This is a genomic window from Streptomyces sp. NPDC104371 (assembly GCF_055583785.1).
Map to the genome: position 1 here is coordinate 175,564 of NZ_JBVJNF010000001.1, position 19,850 is coordinate 195,413.

The window sequence follows — 19,850 nt, forward strand, 5'->3', positions numbered from 1 at the left end:
CTCACCTTGCCGACGTGAGCGGAGCGAGCGTCATCAGTCCGCAGCCATATGCCTTCGCTTTGCCCAGGCCCTGGACAAGGGTCCGACGCAGTCGCTGCGGGTCGGTGACTTCGAGACGGCCGTCGTAGGTGACGGTGACCAGGCTGACCGGGGACCTCGAGGGTCCGCGGGACTTGGAGAAGGACAGGTGGCGCTGGTCGCGGACGGTGAGTTCGTAACGGTCGCCGTGGTGTGGGTGGCCGGTGTGGGTGGTGCCGTCCGGCAGGAGCCGTTCGGCATCGGGCTTCTCGACGACGCGGAAGCCAGCGCGTTCTTGCCGGGCTGGGTCGAGGAGCCACTTCATTTGGTGCACGGGCGTGATGTGCGCAGTGCGTTTGGTCGGTTCACCGTCCTTGCGGCGGATGTGATGAACCGGGTTGGCGGTGAGCCTGAACGCCCAGACGGAGCCCGGGGCGAGCCGTTCGAGGAAGGGGCCATAGGGGCGGGTCTGCCAGCCGGGCTTGCCCGGCTGGGACGCTGCGGGCCAGCCGGCCTGCTCCACGAGATGGGTCAGGTCGGGCTGGTCGGGGCTGACCAGGTACAGGAAGACCTCGGCCGGCTTGTTGCGGTCCAGCCGCCACAGCACGCGCTGCCCGTCGGCCGTTGTCGGAGCGGCCGGGTCTGCGGGCAGCAGGTTAGGGAACGACGACATCACGGCCGCGTGCAGGGACTGCGGGGAGGACAGCAGGCGCCGCGCGCCGGGCCGCGCGGTGTTGAACCGGAATCGTGACAGGTACATCAGGCGGTCTCTTCTTCCAGCTCTTCCAGCCATTCCAGTGCGGCGAGCGGATCGTGCTCGGGCGCCGAGGCGGAGGCGTGTTCGCGGTCGGGGTTCGACAGGTCCACGGTCTCGGTGACGACGGTGCGCAGGGCGTGGCGGCGGTGTTCGGCCGCGAAGCTCAGTGGCTGGTCGCGCAGCGTGTCCGCGCTGTCCTCGTCGGCCTCGGCCTCACGTAGGACGCTCACGGACACGGTCACGTCCTGGCGGTGTCCCTTGCGGTACCAGGCGGCGGCCTGCCAGGGTTCCTCGCGCAGAGCCTGCCGGAGGCCGAGCCCGTGATGCAGGCCAAGTCGTACGGGGCGGGCCGGCGGGCAGGAGCGGCGGCCGAGGTAGGGCGCGTACACGGGTGCCTGAAGGGCGGCGTCCAGTTCCTCGAGGAGTGTCTGCTCGCCTTCGAGGGCGGCGACGAAGACGGCGTCGGCGAGGTAGTAGCGCTCGGAGACCGGCATCGACTTGCCGGTGATCTGATGCTGAGCTGTCTGGTAGTCCCGCACCCGGGTCCCGGGCTGGTCGATGCGGACGCCGAAGCGCAGCGCGGCAAGCCGGGCCAGGGCTGCGTCGTCGCCGCGGTCCAAGCCCTGGGCTGCGGCGAGCATGCCGATCACGCCACTCTTGGTCGGGGCCGACTCAGTGGTGCGCCGGGCGAACCGGGCCGAGGCCCCCCACGCTTGCAGGGGGCCGGCCAACCGCAGGGTGAGCACGCTCATGCGGGCTTCTCCATGCGTTCGGCAACGCTCTGCCCGACCGCCTCGACGAGCGCGGGCAGGCTGGGTACTTCCGCGCCGATGCCGGAGAGCTTGTCGGTGGCGGACCCGATGCGCAGCACCCAGGTCTGGGTGGAGGCGTCGTCACCGTAGGCCCGCTCGATCTCCGGGATGTAGTCGGCCAGGCGGGCGGAGGCCTCCCGCAGGTGGCCGCCGTTCATGTCGGCGGTGACGGGTTCCTCGAAGGCGGCGACGAAGCTGATCGGGCGGGTGGTGCGGAGCTTGACGACGACGGTGTCGGGCAGCGTGTGGTGCCCGAACGTGTTGATCTTCCCCTTGGGCAGGGAGGCGACGAAGGCGTGCACGAACGCCTCGACAGCGCGCCGGACAGGCGTGATCACAGGCTCGTCCTCGCGCAGCCCTTCGCCGAGATTGGCGGCAAGCTGGTGCACTCCGACGGCGGCGTAACGGTAGAGGGTCGCGGAGTTGAAGTCGACGGTGCCGATCATCCCCGCGCCGCTCTCAGCATCGGTGTTCTCATCGTCGACCGCCGTGTAGTAGTCGGACTCGATGTCGACGCGATGGACGCTGATGGCATGGGCCACCTGGGCCGCGGCATCGACGTTGAAGTCGGCGGAGTCGGCGACCATCCGACCGAACAAGGCGATGTCCACCGAGTGCCGGGTGTCGGCCACCTGCTTGGCCTGAGCCTTGTTGTCCTTCTCCTTCAAGAACCCGGCGATGTCTGCGGCACCCTCGACAGCGAGCGCGGCCAGACCGTCGAGCTGACGGGAGCTGAGGAACATCAGGTACTTCGACTGGGGCGCTGCCTCGCCCCCGGCGGCCTCGTCCGCGTCCTCGGACTTCCCCTTCGCCTTACTGGTCTTCCGCTTGGGCGCCTCGATCTTCGACCCAGTGGCGGTCTCGACCACAACGGCCGCCAGGCGCAGCGCGTCCGCCTCGTCGATCGACTCGTCAAGGGCCGTGATGCGAGCGGCGACGACCTCGGCGACCTTCTTCGTACGCACCCCCAGCTCGCTGGGGTCGAGCAGATGCTCGTCGGTGAAACAGGCGCGGGTGGCACGCTTCCACGCCTGGCTGGAGACCCGGGCCCGCGGAACGCCGCCGTACACCGCGCTCTTGGGGGCCCCGGTGTCATCGCGGTTGAGGTTGCTGGGCGGCACGGTCTGCAGGGCGTGCACATCGAGGAAGAGGCGGTTCACGAGGCGTCCTTCACGGTGGAATCGGAGTCGGGGTCGGTCGTGGCAGCAGACGTGGTCCCGGCTGGGCCCTCGGTGCCTGCACCGTTCTTGTTCGAGGCGCGGTAGGCGTGGAAGGAGCGGCCCCACGCGCGGCGTACGGCTTCCCGGCCGCCGGGTAGCTGCCAGAGATACAGCTGTCCGGCCAGCAGGGTGTAGTCCATGGGGAGGTCGTCGCGGCGCAGCAGCATGACGATCTCCCGTAGCCGCTGCGCGAGGGCGCCGAGGTGCGGGGCGGTTCCTGCGCGAATGAGCCGCTTCAGGACGGCTTCGTCGATGTCGCCCGCGGGCATCAGGCGGCGGACCGCGGCACCCAGACCGGCGGGCTTGTCGCGGTGGTGGGGCTGGTGCATGCCGGTGCTCCGGGACTGCTGGTGCAAGGCCCACAAGGTCAGGGCCACGTGCACGGCGTCTTCGGCGCGGGCGAGATCCTCCTCGCGCGGGCGACGGCCGCTGTCGGGGGCAGGGTCGTAGAGTCCGCCGGTGTCGACCAGGCCCAGCAGATCGGGCACCTGGTGGGGTTCCTTGCCCGCGCCCCGGCGCAGCCGGGCCAAAGCTCCGACCGCGTAGCTCTCATCGGCCAGGTAGCCGCGCTGCAGGCGGACGATGTGGTCGCCGACGGTCTGCCGGACGCGTTCCGGCATGTCGAGGCTGGTGATGGTCATGTCGAGGCCGGTGGCGGTGGTCACGAGAGAGCCCTTTCAACGGGGAAGTCGGTACCGGACACGACCTCCGGACCGGGGCCCTCGGGGGTCCCGCGGGAGCCGGTGCCGGAGCGGTCGGGCCAACCCAGAGCGGTGCCGAGCCGGTAGCGGAACCAGCCCTCGACGGAAGCGGAGTTGAGCCACACCGGGCCCTTGGCGGACGAGACGATCCGGCCCTCCCACGCCGCGTCACCGGCCTCCGCCAGCAGACGGGATCCGAGTCGGCCCACCAGACCGTGGACCTCCTGCTGCCACCTGACGCGTTCCGCGTGCGGATCCGGCGCCGTGGCCAGGTTCCGTAACCACAGCCGGTAGGGATCATCCAACGTGGCGAACCCGCGTTCCCTTGCCCTGGCGCGGGCACCCTCAGGCTCCGAGCCGGCCGCCTTCGCCAGATCGGTCGCCAGGTCACCCAGCGCGGTCACGGCTCTCTCCGCGTCCGTCACGGCATCGACGGCCTGCCGCGCATGAGCCCGGTCCTGACGGTGCAGCAGCACCACAGCCATGGACAGGCGGTCGTCGACGATCTCGTCGATCACGGACTGCTGAGTGCCGTAGACGGCGCCCACTACCCGCGTGCGGATCAGGAACCCACGCGGCAATACACCTTCGGTGGCAAGGCGGGCAACCCACTCCAGGATGCCGGGCCGCAGCCGGGCCGCGGCCTCGCTGCCCTGAGTGGCCACCGGCCGCTCCGCGATCAACGAGGACAGCCCCCGCCACACCGCCCGCGCCGGGTCATGCTCCAGCGGCAGATACACCGGGGTCCGGCCGAGCTTCTTCTCCTGCGCGGGGCTGCGCCGCCAAGCCGTCATGGGCTCGCGGGTGTGCAGATTGCGCGGGGCGAGCGGATCACCGTAACCGAGCACGACACCCTGCACACCGGTCTCGTCGAAGTGGAGCCGCAGCCGCCGCGTCTGCCACGTGTACACGTCCCTCACCCCGGACGGCCGACGATCGGTGGCCGCCCCGGGCCCGCACGGCTCGCGCCGCCAGGCAGGCCGGTCGTCCTCGTTCGACTCCAGACCTGCGGTGTCAGCCGCGACCAGGTTCAACAGCAGCGTCTCGCGTAACGTCGCACCCTCCACGAAGACGCCACCGAGACTGCCGGCCCAGCCGACACCGAGCGGATACACCTTGCCGCCCTTGGCCCGGCTGTCGCCCACCACACCGGTCTTGATGCCAGAGGTGTCGTAGGCGTGGGCATGCACCAACCAGCGGGCCGCTTCCGCGAAGTCCAGCCGCTCCACCGACGGCATCCGGGCGGTGAAGAACGGCTCCCCGTTGGGGACATCGGCAACGATCCGGTTGAGGGAGAACACCTCGTCCCGCGCCGTCCGAAGATCGGCCACCTGGAAGAACGGCATGCTCGGGTGCAACAGATCGAATCTGCCGCGGTGTTCATCAAGGTAGGCGGCCACCGGCGCGAAGCAGTCCTTGTCCGCCCACAGTTCTGCCCACTCGTCGAGGTCTCGGGGCCCCTCCAACGCGTCGTGCGCGACCGCGAGCAGCAGCCGCAGCAGCGCGAACTCCTGCGTAGGCACATCCCCGACGATCCGGCGCAGCTCACCGGCCCGGCCGAACGCCTCTCGTAAGGACACCTCGTCCTTCGTGCCGTCCCGCCTGAGCACCCCGATCCACGGCCGCGCCGTCAGATCGAACGACAACCGGCTCTCCCCCAAGGGCCGTTCACGTCCCGTCACGAGTCACCTCCAGTCCGTCCATAGGGCTGTATCGGAGATGAAACCCTGCCAGACGGGTCTGACAATCGGCGTCCAGCACGAGAACGAGCTGGCCGGCGAGCCAATGGCACTCCTTCGACTGCCAAGCCGGAACGTACAGTTGCTCAAGTTCCGCGATCGCCCGGTCCATCACTTCCGCGTACGAGAACTGCACCGGCAGCCGCAGCCCACACGAAGCCGCCGCTTTCGCCGCCCTCGCCGACGGCGCCCGGTCCACCGGCAGCTCCAGCCCCGCCATGCGGTCAGCGATCCAGTCCGCGGTGGCCAGCGAACCGTCCGGCCGCCGCTGCACCACCACGACCTCCAGGCTCTCCCGGCCGTCACGGACCTGCGCCCGACCGGCCCGGGTATCGTCCGCGTCCCCCACACCCGCCGCGACCCAGCCGATCACAGGCCGCCCCGGCCTGCCCGGCGCGTCCAGCCGGAACACACCGGCCCGCGCCGCCTGGTCCTCCCGGTGCGCCTCGTACTCCACGAACGCCTTCTGCAATGCCTCCGCCCACTCGGCCGGAGCGGCACAGCCCTCCCCGTAGGCGCCCTGCACCAGCGGGCTGATGTCCTGCGGCAACCGCACCGTCCGCCCGTCGAGATGCTCGACCAGGACCGCCGCCGACCGCAGCAGCCCATACGCCCCGTACACCGCGACCGACCCCCGCACCGGCACCGGCACAGCCCCCGACCAGTCCACACCGGTCACCAGACACCGTGCCGTCCGCAGCCGCACCGGCCGCTCCGACTGACCCTTGCCGCGCTGGTGCCGGTGCAGGCGGCCCATCCGCTGCAGCAGCAGGTCCACGGGGCACAGATCACTCACCAGTACATCGAAATCGACGTCCAGGGACTGCTCGGCAACCTGACTGGCCACCACGATGTGCGGCCCGCGCGGTCGCTCGACGGCACGGTCCGGCGGCCCGAACCGGGCCAGCAGGGCGGCGTCCTTCGCGGCCCGGTCCACGTCTACGAAGCACGAGTGGGCCACCGTCACCGCATCCGCGCCGAACCGCTCACGCAGCACCCGCGCCGTCTCGAGTACCCGTTTCACCGTGTTGCGGACAACCAGCGCACACCCGCCGCCCTCCAACTCGACGGCCAGCCGGTCCGCCAGGACCTTCAGATCATCGTCGAGACGCTCCAGGCGCACCTCCGTCCCGCGAGCGGACGCCGCGGGCGACTCCACCACCGGGGTCCCGCCCGGCGCCACCGCCGTCAGCAGCGGATACGCCGTCGCCCGGCCCACCGCTTCAAACCGCGCCCCCTCGGCGGCCACCGGCCCCGCTCCCGCGTAGGCCTCCACCAACTCCCGCCGCCGCGCAGCCGGCAGCGTCGCCGACAACACCACGACCGGCACCCGGTACTCGCCCAACCACGACAGCACCCGGTCCAGGTACGTACTCATGTACGTGTCGTACGCATGCGCCTCGTCGATCAGCACGACCTTGCCCGCAACGGCCAGATGACGCAGCGCCAGGTGACGGCTCTTCAACCCGGCGAACAGCAGTTGATCCACGGTGCCTGCGGCGAACGACGACAACATCGCCTTCTTCCGGCCCCGTAGCCAGGCATGGGCCACCAGGTCCGCCGATGCGGAACGCTCATCGCGCGCGGGTCGCCACGTCGATCGATAGTCACCCGCGTCGACATCGACATCGACGGCGGCGATACGATGCGCGCTCGCACGCATCAGGTCCGCGAAGTCCTCGTTCAGCGCGGCCTTGGAGTGCGCCAGCAGCACGGACCAGTTGGTGCCTTCCTCTGCGGGCAGCCGGTCCAACCACTCCAGGAGCCGCGGGAACATCGCGTTCCCCGTCGCCATCGTCGGCAGCGCGAAGAACACCCCACCCGCGCCCGAGCGAGCGGCGAACACCTCGGCCACCGCCAGCGCCGCCTCGGTCTTGCCTTCTCCCATCGGTGCTTCGACGATCAGCAGACCCGGCTCCGGCATCGACCGCGCCAGCCGCACCGCCGCCTCCTGCACCGGCCGTACGGTGGCACCCACCGGCAGATCGAACCGGCTACGGAACAGCTCCCCCACGTCCACGGGCGGCTCCTCGGCCTGCCACCCGGGCGGCAACTGCAGCCCTCGCCACGCCGCCGCGACCCGCTCCTCACTGCTCTGCCCGGCGGCATCGGGAAAGTACGGGAAGAGGTCGGTGTTGCTGGCAATCCAGTCGGACACGATCACCAGAGCCGACAGCAACACCTGCACCGGCTGCGGCAGCTTCACCGACCGCCATGCCGCGAGCCGTTCGCGCACACCGAATTCGTCGGCGCAGGCGTCCAGCAGATCGTCCTGCACCTGCTGCCACAACTTCTCACTCACGCCCGGCGAGCGCAGCAGGTGGAACCGGTCGTCCAGGTCCTTCAACTGACCGTGATCCGGCGGCACGCCATGGTGCCCGCCGACCACCACCGCGAACTGACCGGACTGCCGCCCGGTCCACCCATGCCGCTCCTCCAGCCACTGCGTCAGCAGCAACTGCCCGGCCACGCCGTGAGGCGCCAAGCGAACATCCGGCCCGAGCTGCCGACGTGTCCCCATCTCCAGACCCGCGGCCCGCATCACGTCAGCCAGCGGATCGACTTGAGACGCGAACGCGGGCGTCGCCTTCCCGATGTCATGCACCCCGGCCAGCCACACCACCAGCCGCCGCGCGTCCTCCTCGCCCTCTGGCAGCACCTCCGATACGAGACGACGCACGTTCGCCGACAGCCACCGATCCCACAACAGCCCGGCCACGGCGGCACTGTCCTCCATATGCCGCCACAACGGCAGCCAGCCGTCGCCTTGCCGGTCGTACTTCGCCCAGGCAAGCCGAGCCAGACAGCTCAACCGGCCATGCAGCCCCGAACGGCCCTCCCCGTCCCTCTCACGTTCCATGCCAGATGACTACACGCAGAAAGCCCAGCTCGCGGCGCTTTCCACGGAAATCGACTCGATCTTCCTCAAGCCGCTCAGCCATCATCCAAAAGCACTCTAAAATGCACCGTCAGCTCATCCCGAAGGACCGAACGGCACACTATGGGACATATGTCGGAATCCTTGGAAGTGCCGGAAACCCCACGCGCTGCGTGACAGAAGCACAGGTCACGCAGCCTGCTCCCCGCACACGCGGGGATGGTCCCCGTCACGTGGGCGCTCGGCGACCGCGACCACGCTGCTCCCCGCACACGCGGGGATGGTCCCGGCAGACCGCCCCCGCGCCGGACCTCGGGCGACTGCTCCCCGCACACGCGGGGATGGTCCCCCGGTCGACGGTTCGTCGGGCGGGACGCGACGCTGCTCCCCGCACACGCGGGGATGGTCCCAGGCCCATGACGATGATGAGGAAGGCGGCCAGCTGCTCCCCGCACACGCACGGCAGGGACCATCCCCGCGGGCGCGGGGAGCAGAGCAACCAGGCAGACACGGTGAACGTGCCCTGGGGACCATCCCCGCGGGCGCGGGGGGCAGACGCTCGGGTCCCCGGTGGTGACACGCCACTCGGGACCATCCCCGCGGGCGCGGGGAGCAGGTCCTCGAATCCAAGAAGCTCGACACGCTGGAGGGACCATCCCCGCGGGCGCGGGGAGCAGGGCGCCGTGAATCCGTAGGCGACCACCACGTCGGGACCATCCCCGCGGGCGCGGGGAGCAGTGAAGCGCCCAGACTTCGGGGCTGGCCCGGTCGGGACCGTCCCCGCGGGCGCGGGGAGCAGATCGACTACGGCAGCATCGATGTCAGCGCCTTCGGACCATCCCCGCGGGCGCGGGGAGCAGGTCGCGGTCGAGCACTCCGGGCACGGCGGTGTGGGACCATCCCCGCGGGCGCGGGGAGCAGGTGCCCGCCGAGCAGGGGACGGGCGCGGACCTGGGACCATCCCCGCGGGCACGGGGAGCAGGTGCCCGCCGAGCAGGGGACGGGCGCGGACCTGGGACCATCCCCGCGGGCACGGGGAGCAGACTGCATGACCTGTGTGTTTACCACCGGGCAGGCACGTTTTTCGACACTTTCAGGAATTCCGGCATATCCACTGAACTTCGCGTTTCGCTCCGCGAGTTGTGAGGCGGGCGCCGGTGTCCACCGTGACCGTGCGCGGAGCTCGGTGGCATGGTGACCGAGTTCGAGGCGGCACAGTTCCGCGCTCTTTGGCTCCGTGGTGATGGAGTCGGCCAGTTTCGGTCCGGCGGGGTAGCCGCCGAGGACGTTGTTCAGGGCCGGGATGCGGTAGAGGTCGCGGCACAGAGTGTCCGGTTCGACGAGGATCGAGCGCAGGTCGACGCTGGCGGCCATGCGGGCGGCGGCGCAGCCGACCGGGCCGCCGCCGATGATGACCAGGTCGGTGTCCTGAGTGGCGGGCCATAGGGCTATTCCAGCACCGGGGCCCCGGCGTACGCAGTGAGTTGTCCCATCACGTGCCCGGAGGTGGCGAGTTGGCCAGTTCCGATCAGACGGCGGGCGACGGGGAGGCCGGCGTCGCTTGCGGAGGCGTCGGTGACGATCCAGAGTGCGTTTCCGTGCTCGACGGCGTCGGCGGCGGACTTCAGGACGCAGCTTTCGGTGGCGATTCCGCAGAAGACGAGGTCGGTCCAGCCAGCCTGGCGGATCAGTTCGGTGGCCTCGGGGGTGAAGAGCGTATACCCGGTCGTGGGCAGCGGCTTCAGCGAGATCGGGGACGATGTCGGTCGCGGGAGGTCCCTGGGGCCGGTGCCAATGGAAGACGTGGCGGCTGTGGTGGTTCACGAGGCCGTTCTGCGTGTCGATCACGACCAGCGCGACGCTGCCAGCGTCCATCCGCCGTCTCTCCATGCCCCGTGTTCTCAGCCGATGCTCTCGCGTAGAGCGTCCTGCGCGGCGCGCGGCCGTTCGGCCAGCCCGCTGGTCTTCATGATGGCCTCGCGCATCAGGACGTGTTGCGCGGTCTCCTGGGGCGCGGGCTGTGGTGAGCCGGAAGTACGCGGTGCGCAGGAAGCGCCAGCCGTACCGCTCGGGTATGAAGGGGGTCCTGCCCGTCCTCGACCATCTGCTGGATCTGGCGGGTGAAGCACCACCGTGTCTGGACCGCCAGTTCGCGGTTGACCAGCTCGATGGTGAGGCTGCGTTCGCGGGAGTGGGACGCGTAGGCGAATCCCCTGGCAGTTCACCGAACTGCGCCTCTTGCCCACCTATCAACGCGTGGGACCCGGCCTTCAGCGACCAGTCCAGTAAGTGGGGGATCTGTTCTGGCGAGTTGCCTCCGGTGTGCTCTGCTACAGCAGCGGGCACTGACGCGCACCCGCTGCCGCAGGGAGCATGACCCAATCCTTTTACCGACAAAGCGTATTCAGCGGCACAACGGGCCAGGGTGGGTAGCCGGGCGCACCAATTCTCCAGCACCCGCCCCTCGTTCGAGCAGACCGTTCTCGTCCGCGCCAGCGGCGCGATCACCCTTCGGCGACTCGCCGAACAGCCCCGACTACACCGGACGTCCTCGAAGTCGAGAACCGCCGATTACGGGAGGCGGTCGGGGCTGACAGGGTCGTCCGAGGGTTCCCGGGCCGCCTCGGTCAGTAGTTCGTTCAGCAGGTCGCGGACGCGGTTCTCGATCTCGTCGCGGATCGGGCGGACCGCGTCGACGCCCTGCCCGGCGGGGTCGTCCAGCTTCCAGTCCACGTACTGCTTGCCGGGGAAGACGGGGCAGGTGTCCCCGCAGCCCATGGTGATCACGACGTCGGACGCCTGCACGGCCTCGTTGGTCAGTACCTTGGGTGTCTTGGTGGAGATATCGATCCCGGCCTCGGCCATCGCCTCGACCACGGCCGGGTTCACCGTGTCAGCCGGGGCGGAGCCGGCCGAGCGGACCTCGACCTTGCCTTGGCCTAGGTGGGTGAGGAAGGCGGCGGCCATCTGCGAGCGTCCGGCGTTGTGGACGCACACGAACAGCACCGACGGCTTCGGGGCGGTGTCAGACATGGGTGAGGCCTTCCTTGGGTGCAGCCGGAGGGGCTGACGGGGGCTCAGGAGTGGGGAAGTAGCGGCGGGCGGCGAGCGCGACGTAGACCAGGCCGATCAGCACGGGCACCTCGATGAGGGGGCCGACGACGCCGGCGAGGGCCTGTCCTGAGGTCGCGCCGAACGTCGCGATGGCCACCGCGATGGCGAGTTCGAAGTTGTTGCCCGCGGCGGTGAACGCCAGCGTGGTCGCCTTGGGGTATTCCAGGCCCACGGCCCTGCCCAGGGCCATGGACCCGGCCCACATCACGGCGAAGTACACCAGCAGCGGCAGCGCGATCCGCGCCACGTCCCACGGCTGTGACGTGATCGCGTCGCCTTGCAGGGCGAACAGCACGACGATCGTGAACAGCAACCCGTACAGGGCGAACGGGCCGATACGGAGGATCAGTTGTGTCTCGTACCAGTGGCGGCCCTTGGTCTTCTCGCCCAGCTTGCGGGTCAGGAACCCGGCGACGAGCGGAATGCCGAGGAAGATCAGCACGCTACGGGCGATCTCCCACACCGAGATGTCCAGCGTCGTCCGCTCCAGGCCGAGCCAGCCGGGCAGGGCGGACAGATAGAACCAGCCCAGGGCGGAGAACGCGACCACCTGGAACACGGAGTTCAGGGCGACCAGGACGGCGGCGGCTTCGCGGTCACCACAGGCCAGGTCGTTCCAGATGATGACCATGGCGATACAGCGGGCGAGCCCCACGATGATCAGCCCGGTCCGGTATTCCGGCAGGTCCGGGAGGAAGAGCCAGGCCAGGGCGAACATGACGGCCGGACCGAGGACCCAGTTGATGACCAGGGACGGGATCAGCAGGCGCTTGTCGCGGGTGACGGTGTCCAGGCGGTCGTAACGGACCTTCGCCAGGACCGGATACATCATCACGAGCAGGCCCAGCGCGATCGGCAGCGAGACCCCGGTGACGGTCACCTTCGCGAGCGCGTCGCCCAGACCGGGGACCAGACGGCCCAGACCGAGCCCGGCAGCCATCGCCAGCACGATCCACACGGCCAGGTACCGGTCCACGACGGACAGCCGCCTGGCCACCGAGGCCGACGGAGCGGCCGTCGTCTCCTGGCTCACGAGACGGCCCCGGCCGAATCGCCGCGAGGCTGGCGGGGCTGGCGGGGCTGACCGGGCTGATCCTTCGGGTCGCCGGGACGGGTCAGGATCGCGGCCAAGCGGTCCGTCTTCTCGGGCAGCAGCCGGTAATACACCCACGTGCCCCGCCGCTCGGAGGCGATCAGCCCGGCCTGCTTCAGCAGCTTGAGGTGATGCGAGATGGTCGGCTGTGACAGCTCGAACGCCGGAGTCAGATCACAGACGCAGATCTCGCCGCCCTGCTGTGAGGCGATCATCGACAGCAGCCGCAGCCGCACCGGGTCGCCCAGGGCCTTGAACACCGGCGCCAGCTCCGCGGCCTGTTCCTCGCCCAGCGGAGCGCTCAGCAGCGTCGGGCAGCACCCCTCGGCCTCGTCGTCCTGGTCGAGCACCACAAGCTCTTGTTTCGACATACTTCTATGTTGACGAACTTCGATTCAAGGCGCAACCTTGCATCGAGGAACGTCAATACAGTCCCATCCGGGCTGCTCAGTCCGGTCGTTCGAGGAGTCATGTCATGAGCGAGCAGAACACCGACCTGCGCGAGACCGTCCGCCGCCGCTATGCCGCGGCTGCCCTTCAGGTCGCCGAGGGTGGCACCGGCTGCTGCGGCCCGCAGGCCATCGAGGTCGACGACACCTTCGGCTCCGCCCTCTACACCGCCGACGAGCGGGACGTCCTGCCCACCGAGGCTGTCGCCGCCTCGCTCGGCTGCGGCAACCCCACCGCCGTCGCCGACCTCCGTGAAGGTGAGCGCGTTCTCGACCTCGGCTCCGGCGGCGGCATCGACGTTCTGCTGTCCGCGCGCCGCGTCGGGCCCACCGGCAAGGCCTACGGACTGGACATGACCGAGGAGATGCTCGCCCTCGCCCTGACCAACGCCAAGAAGGCAGGCGCCACCAATGTCGAGTTCCTCAAGGGCACCATCGAGGCCGTCCCGCTGCCCGCGAGCACCATCGACGTCGTGATCTCCAACTGCGTGATCAATCTGTCCACCGACAAGCCCGCCGTCTTCGCCGAGATGTTCCGCGTCCTGACCCCGGGCGGCCGGATCGGTATCTCCGACGTCGTCGCCGACGACACCCTCTCCCCCGCTCAGCGAGCGGAACGCGGCGACTACGTCGGCTGCATCGTCGGCGCGCTCTCCTTCACCGAATACCGGACGAGCCTCGAAGCCGCCGGGTTCACCGACATCGAGATCACTCCCGCCCACACGGTCGCCGACGACATGCACTCCGCGATCATCCGCGCGACCAAGGCCATCACCGAGGGCACGGGGTCGGCCGCCGCCGCGGCACCGGGCTCCTGCTGCTGAACGGAGCGAGACAGCGCCCGAGCGGCCACCCTCGCGGCCTTCGCCATCGCCATGGCCGTGTTCAGCCCCGCCACCGCCACGGTGGCGGGCGCACTCCGCGGCGTGATGCCGCTCATCACACCGCGTTCATCACACCGAACCAGGCCGTCGGCCAGGCCACCGTCCCTCTGACCTCCGACTACGCGACGAAGCACGACAGCGACAGCGACAGCGACAGCGCGGCGTACCTCTATCCGCTACGGAGCCCTGGTCGTTGTCGCCGCTCCGGTAGCCACAGTCGGAGGACTTGCCGCGCTGTGGACGGCTCTCGCCCTGGCCAATCTCCCCCAGGCAGTGAGCAAGGCCTATTCCTTTTACCGGCACAGCGCATTCACCAATACCCGCGAATACGCATCAACCGCCACACCACCGACTCGTCGGAAAGCGCGTCGGCGAGCCGACCGAGTGCCGTCGCCGTGCACGCCTCGGCGACGTACGCGCACATCGGTCAGCGAACTACGTGGCCTCGGCCGCACTCGGCAAGCGAGTAACCGGGAACAGCGGGCGGAATGAACTTCCCTGATGCATCCTTCTTTGGCGGCCCGTTACTTCGGCGCACGCTATGCAGCATCAGCAGTCCTTGGCAGCCTTCTTGGATTGCCATTTGGAATGGATGGAAATGAGTCAGACAATTACCCGACAAACCTGGAGAGTTGACGATCAGATGCACCGCCCCCGTACGTCCCTCCGTCGCACAGCAGTCATCGCCGCCGCTCTCCTCGCCGCGCCCTTACTTCTGACCGGTCCCGCCGCGCAAGCCGTGTCCGGCGTGCCGGAGACGGATACTTCACATGCGTTCACGGCCCGTCTGGACATAGGTGACGGAACGAGATCGTGTTCGGCCGTACTGGTCGACGCGCAGTGGTTGTTGACGGCGTCGACATGCTTCGCCAGCGACCCGTCCGACCCGACGTCCTTAAAGGCCGGCGCTCCCACGTTCGCGACGACGGCGACCATCGGGCGTACGGACCTGACCGGGACCGCCGGGCAGGTCCGTAAGGTCACCCAACTCGTGCCGCGCAGCGACCGGGACCTCACGCTGGCGCGCCTGGACAAACCCGTCACCGACATCACCCCCGTACAGATCGCCACCAGTCCTCCTGAGGCGGGCTCCTCCGTGAGCGTGGCCGGGTACGGCCGCACCAAGACCGAGTGGTCGCCGCTGAAGCTGCACACCGCCACCTTCGCCTCCTCCGCCGTCCAGGGCGGCGACCTGCCCCTGACCGGTCAGGACGGCGCCGCGGTCTGCGCCGGTGACACCGGCGGCCCCGCGATGACCGGAAGCGGAGCCACCCTCCGTCTTGTCGGCATCAACTCCCGCTCCTTCCAAGGCGGATGCTGGGGAACCGACCCGGCCGAGACCCGCACCGGAGCCGTCGACACGCGCGTCGACGACCTCGCCGACTGGATCGCCAAAAACCGGCTGGCGACCATGCACGCCGATGTCACCGACCTGATCACCACAGCCGACTTCAACAACGACGGTCGCCCCGACGTCGCCGCCATCCTCAAGGACGGCAACATCCACGCCTTCTACACCACCCCCGACGGCACCCTGGTCTACGGCCGCGAACTGTGGAAGCACGACGGCAGTTGGAGCCGCAAGACCCGCATCTTCGGCGGCGACTTCAACGGCGACGGCAATGCCGACATCGCCGCCATCAACGTCGACGGCAACCTGAGCCTCTACCCCGGCACCGCCACCGGCCAGTTGGGCTCCCCGCTGTCCATGTGGAAGGACGCGACCTGGGGTTCGTTCCCCTCGATCGCGACCTACCGAGCCAAGGGCTGGACCCGGGACGGACTGATCACGGTCGCTCCGACCGGGCGGCTGTGGGCGTACCCCACGGCTGCGAACGGTGTGCTGGACGGCTCGCGCAGCGAGGCGTGGAACGACGACAGTTGGAACAAGAAGCTGATCGCCAGCAGCGACTTCAACGGTGACAGCCTCAACGACGTGGCGGCGATCGCCCAGTCCGGGCAGCTCGACCTCTACACCGGTACCAGCACCGGCAAGTTCAAGTACGGCAACGCCATGTGGTCCGACCCGACATGGGGTTCGTTCCCGGTCCTGATGGGCGGCGACTACAACGGTGACGGCAAGGCCGACATCGCCGCCGTGAACAGCTCGGGCGGCCTGTACCTGTACCCGGGTGACGGCAACGGCAAGCTCTCTGCCCGCAGCAGCATGTGGCCGACCATCGGCTGACACTGTGAGCCAGGGCGGGTGCCGGGGGGGCGCACCGACTCCCCCGGCACCCGCCCTCGTCACATCCACGACTCCACTGCTCCGCCCCCCGATTCGGCACACGCTGGATTGACGGCCGGAGATACGGGCCATACGGTCCCTGCGTAGTGATGGCTTGAGGAAGCTGGTGGGAATCCAGCACGGTCGCGCCACTGTGAGCCCGCCACCGCGAGGTTGCGGGCGAGTCAGATACTGAGCCCTCACTCCGCCCGCATACGCAAAGGGACGCACGATCCCGAAGGAGGGCTCGCCTTGAGTGGCGTTTCCAGGCCCGATTCGGCACCGTACGTCCGGATGCCGCCCCCCTCGCACGAATCGGACCCCGTCCCGGCATGACCAGCAACCCTACGGAGAGCACGGTGATCGAGGAGATCGCCGCGTTCGGCCCGTTCTTCGCCGTACAGACCCACCCGCCCGGTACGCACCCGTCCGAGCCCTGGCAGTCACTCTCCCGTCCGCTGCTCGACGCCCGGGTGAGTGACGTACGGGACCGGTTGGCCGCGACCGGCGGGCAGCCGCCTGCCGCGGTCGAGACGCGGGTCGCGGCGTCTGTCGCACACTTGGGGCTGGCCGCACGGCTGGTCTCCCCGGCGCTGGCTGCCGCCGTACTGCACGGTCTGGTCCTCGCGCCCGGCCTCGCGGATCTGTGGTGGCAACCCGTGCTCGGCGGCCCGCTGCCGCTGTCGCTGCCTGACGACGCCTTCACCGGCGGCGGGGAGGGCTCGCTCTCGCAGCTCGCTGACGACCTGAGCAGCCGCCTGCTGGACGGCCCGCTGCGCGAACTCGCCGACGCCATGGCGCGGTTCTCGGTCTCCCGGCACATCCTGTGGGGCAACACCGCCTCGGCCGTCAACGGAGCGGCGACCATGATCACAGTGTCCCGCCCGGAGGTCACCGCGCGGACCCGCGCCCTCACCGCGCTTCTCCTGGAGAGGCCCCCGTTGCGTGGTGCGAGCGCCAGGACGCCCGGCGGAACGTACCGGCGCCGTAGCTGCTGCCTGATCTACCGCGCCGCTCCGGGCCGCAAGGGGGCCCTGTGCGGAGATTGCGCCCTGTCCCGCTGACCAGGCCGCTCGCCCCGCCGTCCGCACCCGAATGTGTCGGACCCCGTGCGTAGGACGGCGGTCGTTCCCGCTCACCGCTGTCCCGCCCCTGCCGGTGCCGCAGGAAGGGGCCGGGACGCTGGTGGCGTCCCGGCCCATGGGTTGCTCGGTCAGGAGGTGGGCAGCTCGCTGCGGACGGTGCGGGCGGCGGCGACCAGGTTCTCCAGGGAGGCGCGGGTCTCGGGCCAGCCGCGGGTCTTCAGGCCGCAGTCGGGGTTGACCCACAGCCGTTCGGCGGGAATCGCCTTCAGGCCGGTGCGCAGGAGGGCCGCGGCCTCGTCCGTGCTCGGGACGCGCGGGGAGTGGATGTCGTAGACGCCCGGCCCGGCCTCGCGCGGGTAGCCGTGAGCGGCCAGTTCGCGAGCGACCTGCATGTGGGAGCGGGCGGCTTCCAGGCTGATGACGTCGGCGTCGAGGTCGTCGATGGCCTGGACGATGTCACCGAACTCGGCGTAGCACATGTGGGTGTGGATCTGCGTGTCCGGCCGCACCCCGCTCGTGGTGAGCCGGAACGCCTCGGTCGCCCACGCCAGATACGCCGCACGGTCGGCGGTCCGCAGCGGCAGCGTCTCGCGCAGCGCGGGCTCGTCCACCTGGATCACCGAAGTCCCGGCCGCCTCCAGGTCGTTCACCTCGTCGCGCAGGGCGAGGGCGACCTGCCGGGCGGTGTCGCCGAGGGGCTGGTCGTCACGGACGAAGGACCAGGCGAGCATGGTGACCGGGCCGGTGAGCATGCCCTTGACGGGGCGGTCGGTCAGGGACTGGGCGTAGGACGTCCAGCGCACCGTCATCGGCTCGGGCCGGGAGATGTCGCCGACCAGGACCGGCGGCCGGACGTAGCGGGTGCCGTACGACTGGACCCAGCCGTGCTGTGTGGCCAGGTAGCCGGTGAGCTGCTCGGCGAAGTACTGCACCATGTCGTTGCGTTCGGCCTCGCCGTGCACCAGGACGTCGATGCCGGTCTTCTCCTGGAAGGAGATGACCTCCTGGATCTCCGCCTTGACGCGCTCCTCGTACCCGGCCGTGTCGATGCGCCCGGTGCGCAGGTCGGCGCGTGCGGTGCGCAGTTCGGTGGTCTGCGGGAACGAGCCGATGGTCGTGGTCGGCAGCAGCGGCAGACCGAGGTGGGCACGCTGTGCGGTGGCCCGTTCGGCGTACGGCTGAGAGCGGCGGGCGTCGGCGTCCGTCACAGCCTCGGAGCGGGCTCGTACGGCGGGGTCATGGGTGATCGGCGAGTCCGCGCGGGAGGCGAGATCGGCGCGGTTGGCGGCGAGTTCGCCGCTGATGGTGTCGGTGCCGTGGGCAAGTCCCTTGGCGAGGGTGACGATCTCGGCGGTCTTCTGCCGCGCGAAGGCCAGCCAGCGCAGGATCTGCGGCTCGATGTCGCGCTCGGCCGCCGCGTCCAGCGGCACGTGGAGCAGGGAGCAGGAGGCGGCGACGTCCACTCGGTCGGCGAGCCCGAGGAGGGTGCCGAGCGTGGACAGCGACTTCCGCAGGTCGTTGATCCAGATGTTGCGGCCGTTGACGACACCGGCGACCAGGCGCTTGCCGGGCAGTCCGCCGACGGCGGCCAAGGCCTCCAGGTTGGCCGCGGCGGCCTCGGTGAAGTCCAGGGCGAGGCCCTCGACCGGGGCCTTGGCCAGCACGGGCAGCGCGTCGCCGAGCCGGTCGAAGTAGGAGGCGACCAGCAGCTTCGGCCGGTCGGTGAGGGCGCCCAGCAAGCGGTAGGCGTGCTCGGCGGCGTTCAGCTCGGCCGGGGTGCGGTCCTGTACGAGGGCGGGCTCGTCGAGCTGGACCCACTCGGCACCGGCCGCGCGCAGGTCGGCGAGGACCTCGGCGTACACCGGGAGCAGCCGGTCCAGGAGGGTGAGTGGCTCGAAGTCGGCGGGCACGCCGGGGGCGGACTTGGCGAGCAGAAGGTAGGTGACGGGGCCGACCAGCACGGGCCGGGCGGTCAGGCCCTGGGCGAGGGCTTCCTCCAGCTCGGCGACCTGCTTGGTGGAGTCGGCCGTGAACACGGTGTCGGGGCCCAGCTCAGGGACCAGATAGTGGTAGTTGGTGTCGAACCATTTGGTCATCTCCAGCGGAGCGACCTCCTGGGTCCCGCGGGCCATCGCGAAATAGCCGTCCAGCGCGTCGGCGTCGACGGCGGCACGGTGCCGCTCGGGGATCGCGCCCACCATGACGGTCGTGTCGAGGACGTGGTCGTAGTACGAGAAGTCACCGGTCGGCACCTCGTGGACACCGGCGTCGGCGAGCTGCTGCCGGTTGCTCCGCCTGAGCTCGGCGGCGGTGGCCCGGAGGGCGTCGGCGGTGACGCGGCCCTTCCAGTAGCCCTCGACGGCCTTCTTCAGTTCACGGTTCTGTCCCTGGCGGGGGTAGCCGTACACGGTGGCCCGTGCTGCCGCGGCTGCGGACTTCGTTGTCACGGAGATCTCCTTCGCGAGATGAATCCCTGAGATCCCGGAGACGGGACGAGAGCGCGAAGGGAATGACGAACCGGACGGCCATGACCCCGCGCGGCACAAGCACGGTCGTTCCGTCTGGTGTGTACGCCGACCCGCCCTCGAGGTCACCGGGATGTCCGCGCACGGAACGGTCCGTACGCGGGCAGTCGGCAGGTCTTCGGACTCGCGGGCACGCCCTCCTGGACGGAGGACACCTAATGGCCGTCGCTTCCCAGGCCCGGTACGTCGGACCCAGTGCGTATGACGGCGGTCGTTCCCGCTCACCGCTGCGGGGCAGTCCCGGATTCCCACCGGGTTCCCTCTTACGACACCCCGCCTGGCGGACGGGGCGAACCAACTGCTGCGGTCAGCCTACGGGGTGGCGCCGCGAATGGAAGAACGCCGTCC

14 protein-coding genes, 2 pseudogenes and 2 riboswitches are annotated in these 19,850 nt (G+C 69.9%); of the genes and pseudogenes, 3 read left to right on the forward strand and 13 right to left on the reverse strand.

Annotated elements, in window-relative coordinates:
• Window position 1 precedes the first annotated feature (1 nt).
• The 12 genes and pseudogenes from cas6e to ACZ60T_RS00945 form a co-directional block, all read right to left on the reverse strand.
• On the reverse strand, window positions 2-778 hold the full coding sequence (cas6e, locus tag ACZ60T_RS00890; protein WP_469663259.1) for a type I-E CRISPR-associated protein Cas6/Cse3/CasE: 777 nt from the start codon (window positions 776-778) through the stop codon (window positions 2-4).
• The gene (cas5e, locus tag ACZ60T_RS00895) at window positions 778-1,527 is read right to left on the reverse strand and encodes a type I-E CRISPR-associated protein Cas5/CasD (RefSeq protein ID WP_469663261.1); all 750 of its coding nucleotides are present in this window, start codon (window positions 1,525-1,527) and stop codon (window positions 778-780) included. The genes cas6e and cas5e overlap by 1 nt, the downstream gene beginning before the upstream one ends.
• Window positions 1,524-2,747 carry a type I-E CRISPR-associated protein Cas7/Cse4/CasC gene (gene cas7e / locus ACZ60T_RS00900; RefSeq protein WP_469663263.1) on the reverse strand — a complete coding sequence of 408 codons (1,224 nt, stop codon included), beginning with the start codon at window positions 2,745-2,747 and terminating at the stop codon, window positions 1,524-1,526. The genes cas5e and cas7e overlap by 4 nt, the downstream gene beginning before the upstream one ends.
• Window positions 2,744-3,448 carry a type I-E CRISPR-associated protein Cse2/CasB gene (gene casB, locus ACZ60T_RS00905; RefSeq protein WP_469664704.1) on the reverse strand — a complete coding sequence of 235 codons (705 nt, stop codon included), beginning with the start codon at window positions 3,446-3,448 and terminating at the stop codon, window positions 2,744-2,746. The genes cas7e and casB overlap by 4 nt, the downstream gene beginning before the upstream one ends.
• 20 nt (window positions 3,449-3,468) lie before the next feature.
• Entirely contained in the window at window positions 3,469-5,154 is a 1,686-nt protein-coding gene (casA, locus tag ACZ60T_RS00910) for a type I-E CRISPR-associated protein Cse1/CasA (protein WP_469663265.1), read from the reverse strand.
• 22 nt (window positions 5,155-5,176) lie between these two features.
• Window positions 5,177-8,107: a CRISPR-associated helicase Cas3' gene (gene cas3, locus ACZ60T_RS00915; RefSeq protein ID WP_469663267.1), complete on the reverse strand. Its 2,931-nt coding sequence runs from the start codon at window positions 8,105-8,107 to the stop codon at window positions 5,177-5,179.
• A 1,159-nt stretch (window positions 8,108-9,266) separates the two neighbouring features.
• Window positions 9,267-9,577: pseudogene (locus ACZ60T_RS00920) on the reverse strand (pyridine nucleotide-disulfide oxidoreductase); the annotation flags it as partial.
• Entirely contained in the window at window positions 9,574-9,921 is a 348-nt protein-coding gene (locus ACZ60T_RS00925) for an isochorismatase family protein (protein WP_469664706.1), read from the reverse strand. The gene ACZ60T_RS00925 and the pseudogene ACZ60T_RS00920, both read right to left, overlap by 4 nt.
• 105 nt (window positions 9,922-10,026) lie before the next feature.
• Window positions 10,027-10,337 (reverse strand): annotated as a pseudogene (locus ACZ60T_RS00930) (helix-turn-helix domain-containing protein); the annotation flags it as partial.
• 359 nt (window positions 10,338-10,696) lie between these two features.
• Window positions 10,697-11,158 carry an arsenate reductase ArsC gene (locus ACZ60T_RS00935; RefSeq protein ID WP_469663269.1) on the reverse strand — a complete coding sequence of 154 codons (462 nt, stop codon included), beginning with the start codon at window positions 11,156-11,158 and terminating at the stop codon, window positions 10,697-10,699.
• On the reverse strand, window positions 11,151-12,272 hold the full coding sequence (gene arsB, locus ACZ60T_RS00940; protein WP_469663271.1) for an ACR3 family arsenite efflux transporter: 1,122 nt from the start codon (window positions 12,270-12,272) through the stop codon (window positions 11,151-11,153). Before arsB ends, ACZ60T_RS00935 begins: the two co-directional genes overlap by 8 nt.
• The gene (locus ACZ60T_RS00945) at window positions 12,269-12,703 is read right to left on the reverse strand and encodes an ArsR/SmtB family transcription factor (protein ID WP_469663273.1); all 435 of its coding nucleotides are present in this window, start codon (window positions 12,701-12,703) and stop codon (window positions 12,269-12,271) included. Before ACZ60T_RS00945 ends, arsB begins: the two co-directional genes overlap by 4 nt.
• A 104-nt stretch (window positions 12,704-12,807) precedes the next feature.
• Between ACZ60T_RS00945 and arsM the strand changes: the two genes are divergently transcribed.
• From arsM to ACZ60T_RS00960, 3 genes are all read left to right on the forward strand, one after another.
• Complete coding sequence (gene arsM / locus ACZ60T_RS00950) at window positions 12,808-13,605, forward strand: arsenite methyltransferase (protein ID WP_469663275.1); 798 nt, start codon at window positions 12,808-12,810, stop codon at window positions 13,603-13,605.
• Between the two features lie 703 nt (window positions 13,606-14,308).
• Window positions 14,309-15,853, forward strand: coding sequence for a trypsin-like serine protease (locus tag ACZ60T_RS00955; RefSeq protein ID WP_469664708.1), 1,545 nt, complete (start codon window positions 14,309-14,311; stop codon window positions 15,851-15,853).
• 133 nt (window positions 15,854-15,986) lie between these two features.
• Window positions 15,987-16,108, forward strand: a riboswitch (cobalamin riboswitch).
• A gap of 116 nt (window positions 16,109-16,224) precedes the next feature.
• On the forward strand, window positions 16,225-16,956 hold the full coding sequence (locus ACZ60T_RS00960) for a (2Fe-2S)-binding protein (protein ID WP_469663277.1): 732 nt from the start codon (window positions 16,225-16,227) through the stop codon (window positions 16,954-16,956).
• 149 nt (window positions 16,957-17,105) lie between these two features.
• On the opposite strand, the gene metE is transcribed toward ACZ60T_RS00960, so the two are convergent.
• Window positions 17,106-19,424: a 5-methyltetrahydropteroyltriglutamate--homocysteine S-methyltransferase gene (gene metE, locus ACZ60T_RS00965; protein WP_469663279.1), complete on the reverse strand. Its 2,319-nt coding sequence runs from the start codon at window positions 19,422-19,424 to the stop codon at window positions 17,106-17,108.
• Window positions 19,425-19,594: 170 nt separating this feature from the next.
• Window positions 19,595-19,816: riboswitch (cobalamin riboswitch) on the reverse strand.
• Between the last annotated feature and the right edge of the window lie 34 nt (window positions 19,817-19,850).

What these genes read in the sequence shown, in the direction of transcription:
- ACZ60T_RS00935 (WP_469663269.1), bottom strand. Translation starts at nt 11,158, where the DNA reads ATGTCTGACACCGCCCCGAAGCCGTCGGTGCTGTTCGTGTGCGTCCAC.
- cas6e (WP_469663259.1), bottom strand. Translation starts at nt 778, where the DNA reads ATGTACCTGTCACGATTCCGGTTCAACACCGCGCGGCCCGGCGCGCGG.
- cas3 (WP_469663267.1), bottom strand. Translation starts at nt 8,107, where the DNA reads ATGGAACGTGAGAGGGACGGGGAGGGCCGTTCGGGGCTGCATGGCCGG.
- arsM (WP_469663275.1), top strand. Translation starts at nt 12,808, where the DNA reads ATGAGCGAGCAGAACACCGACCTGCGCGAGACCGTCCGCCGCCGCTAT.
- ACZ60T_RS00955 (WP_469664708.1), top strand. Translation starts at nt 14,309, where the DNA reads ATGCACCGCCCCCGTACGTCCCTCCGTCGCACAGCAGTCATCGCCGCC.
- cas5e (WP_469663261.1), bottom strand. Translation starts at nt 1,527, where the DNA reads ATGAGCGTGCTCACCCTGCGGTTGGCCGGCCCCCTGCAAGCGTGGGGG.
- ACZ60T_RS00945 (WP_469663273.1), bottom strand. Translation starts at nt 12,703, where the DNA reads ATGTCGAAACAAGAGCTTGTGGTGCTCGACCAGGACGACGAGGCCGAG.
- casB (WP_469664704.1), bottom strand. Translation starts at nt 3,448, where the DNA reads ATGACCATCACCAGCCTCGACATGCCGGAACGCGTCCGGCAGACCGTC.
- ACZ60T_RS00960 (WP_469663277.1), top strand. Translation starts at nt 16,225, where the DNA reads ATGACCAGCAACCCTACGGAGAGCACGGTGATCGAGGAGATCGCCGCG.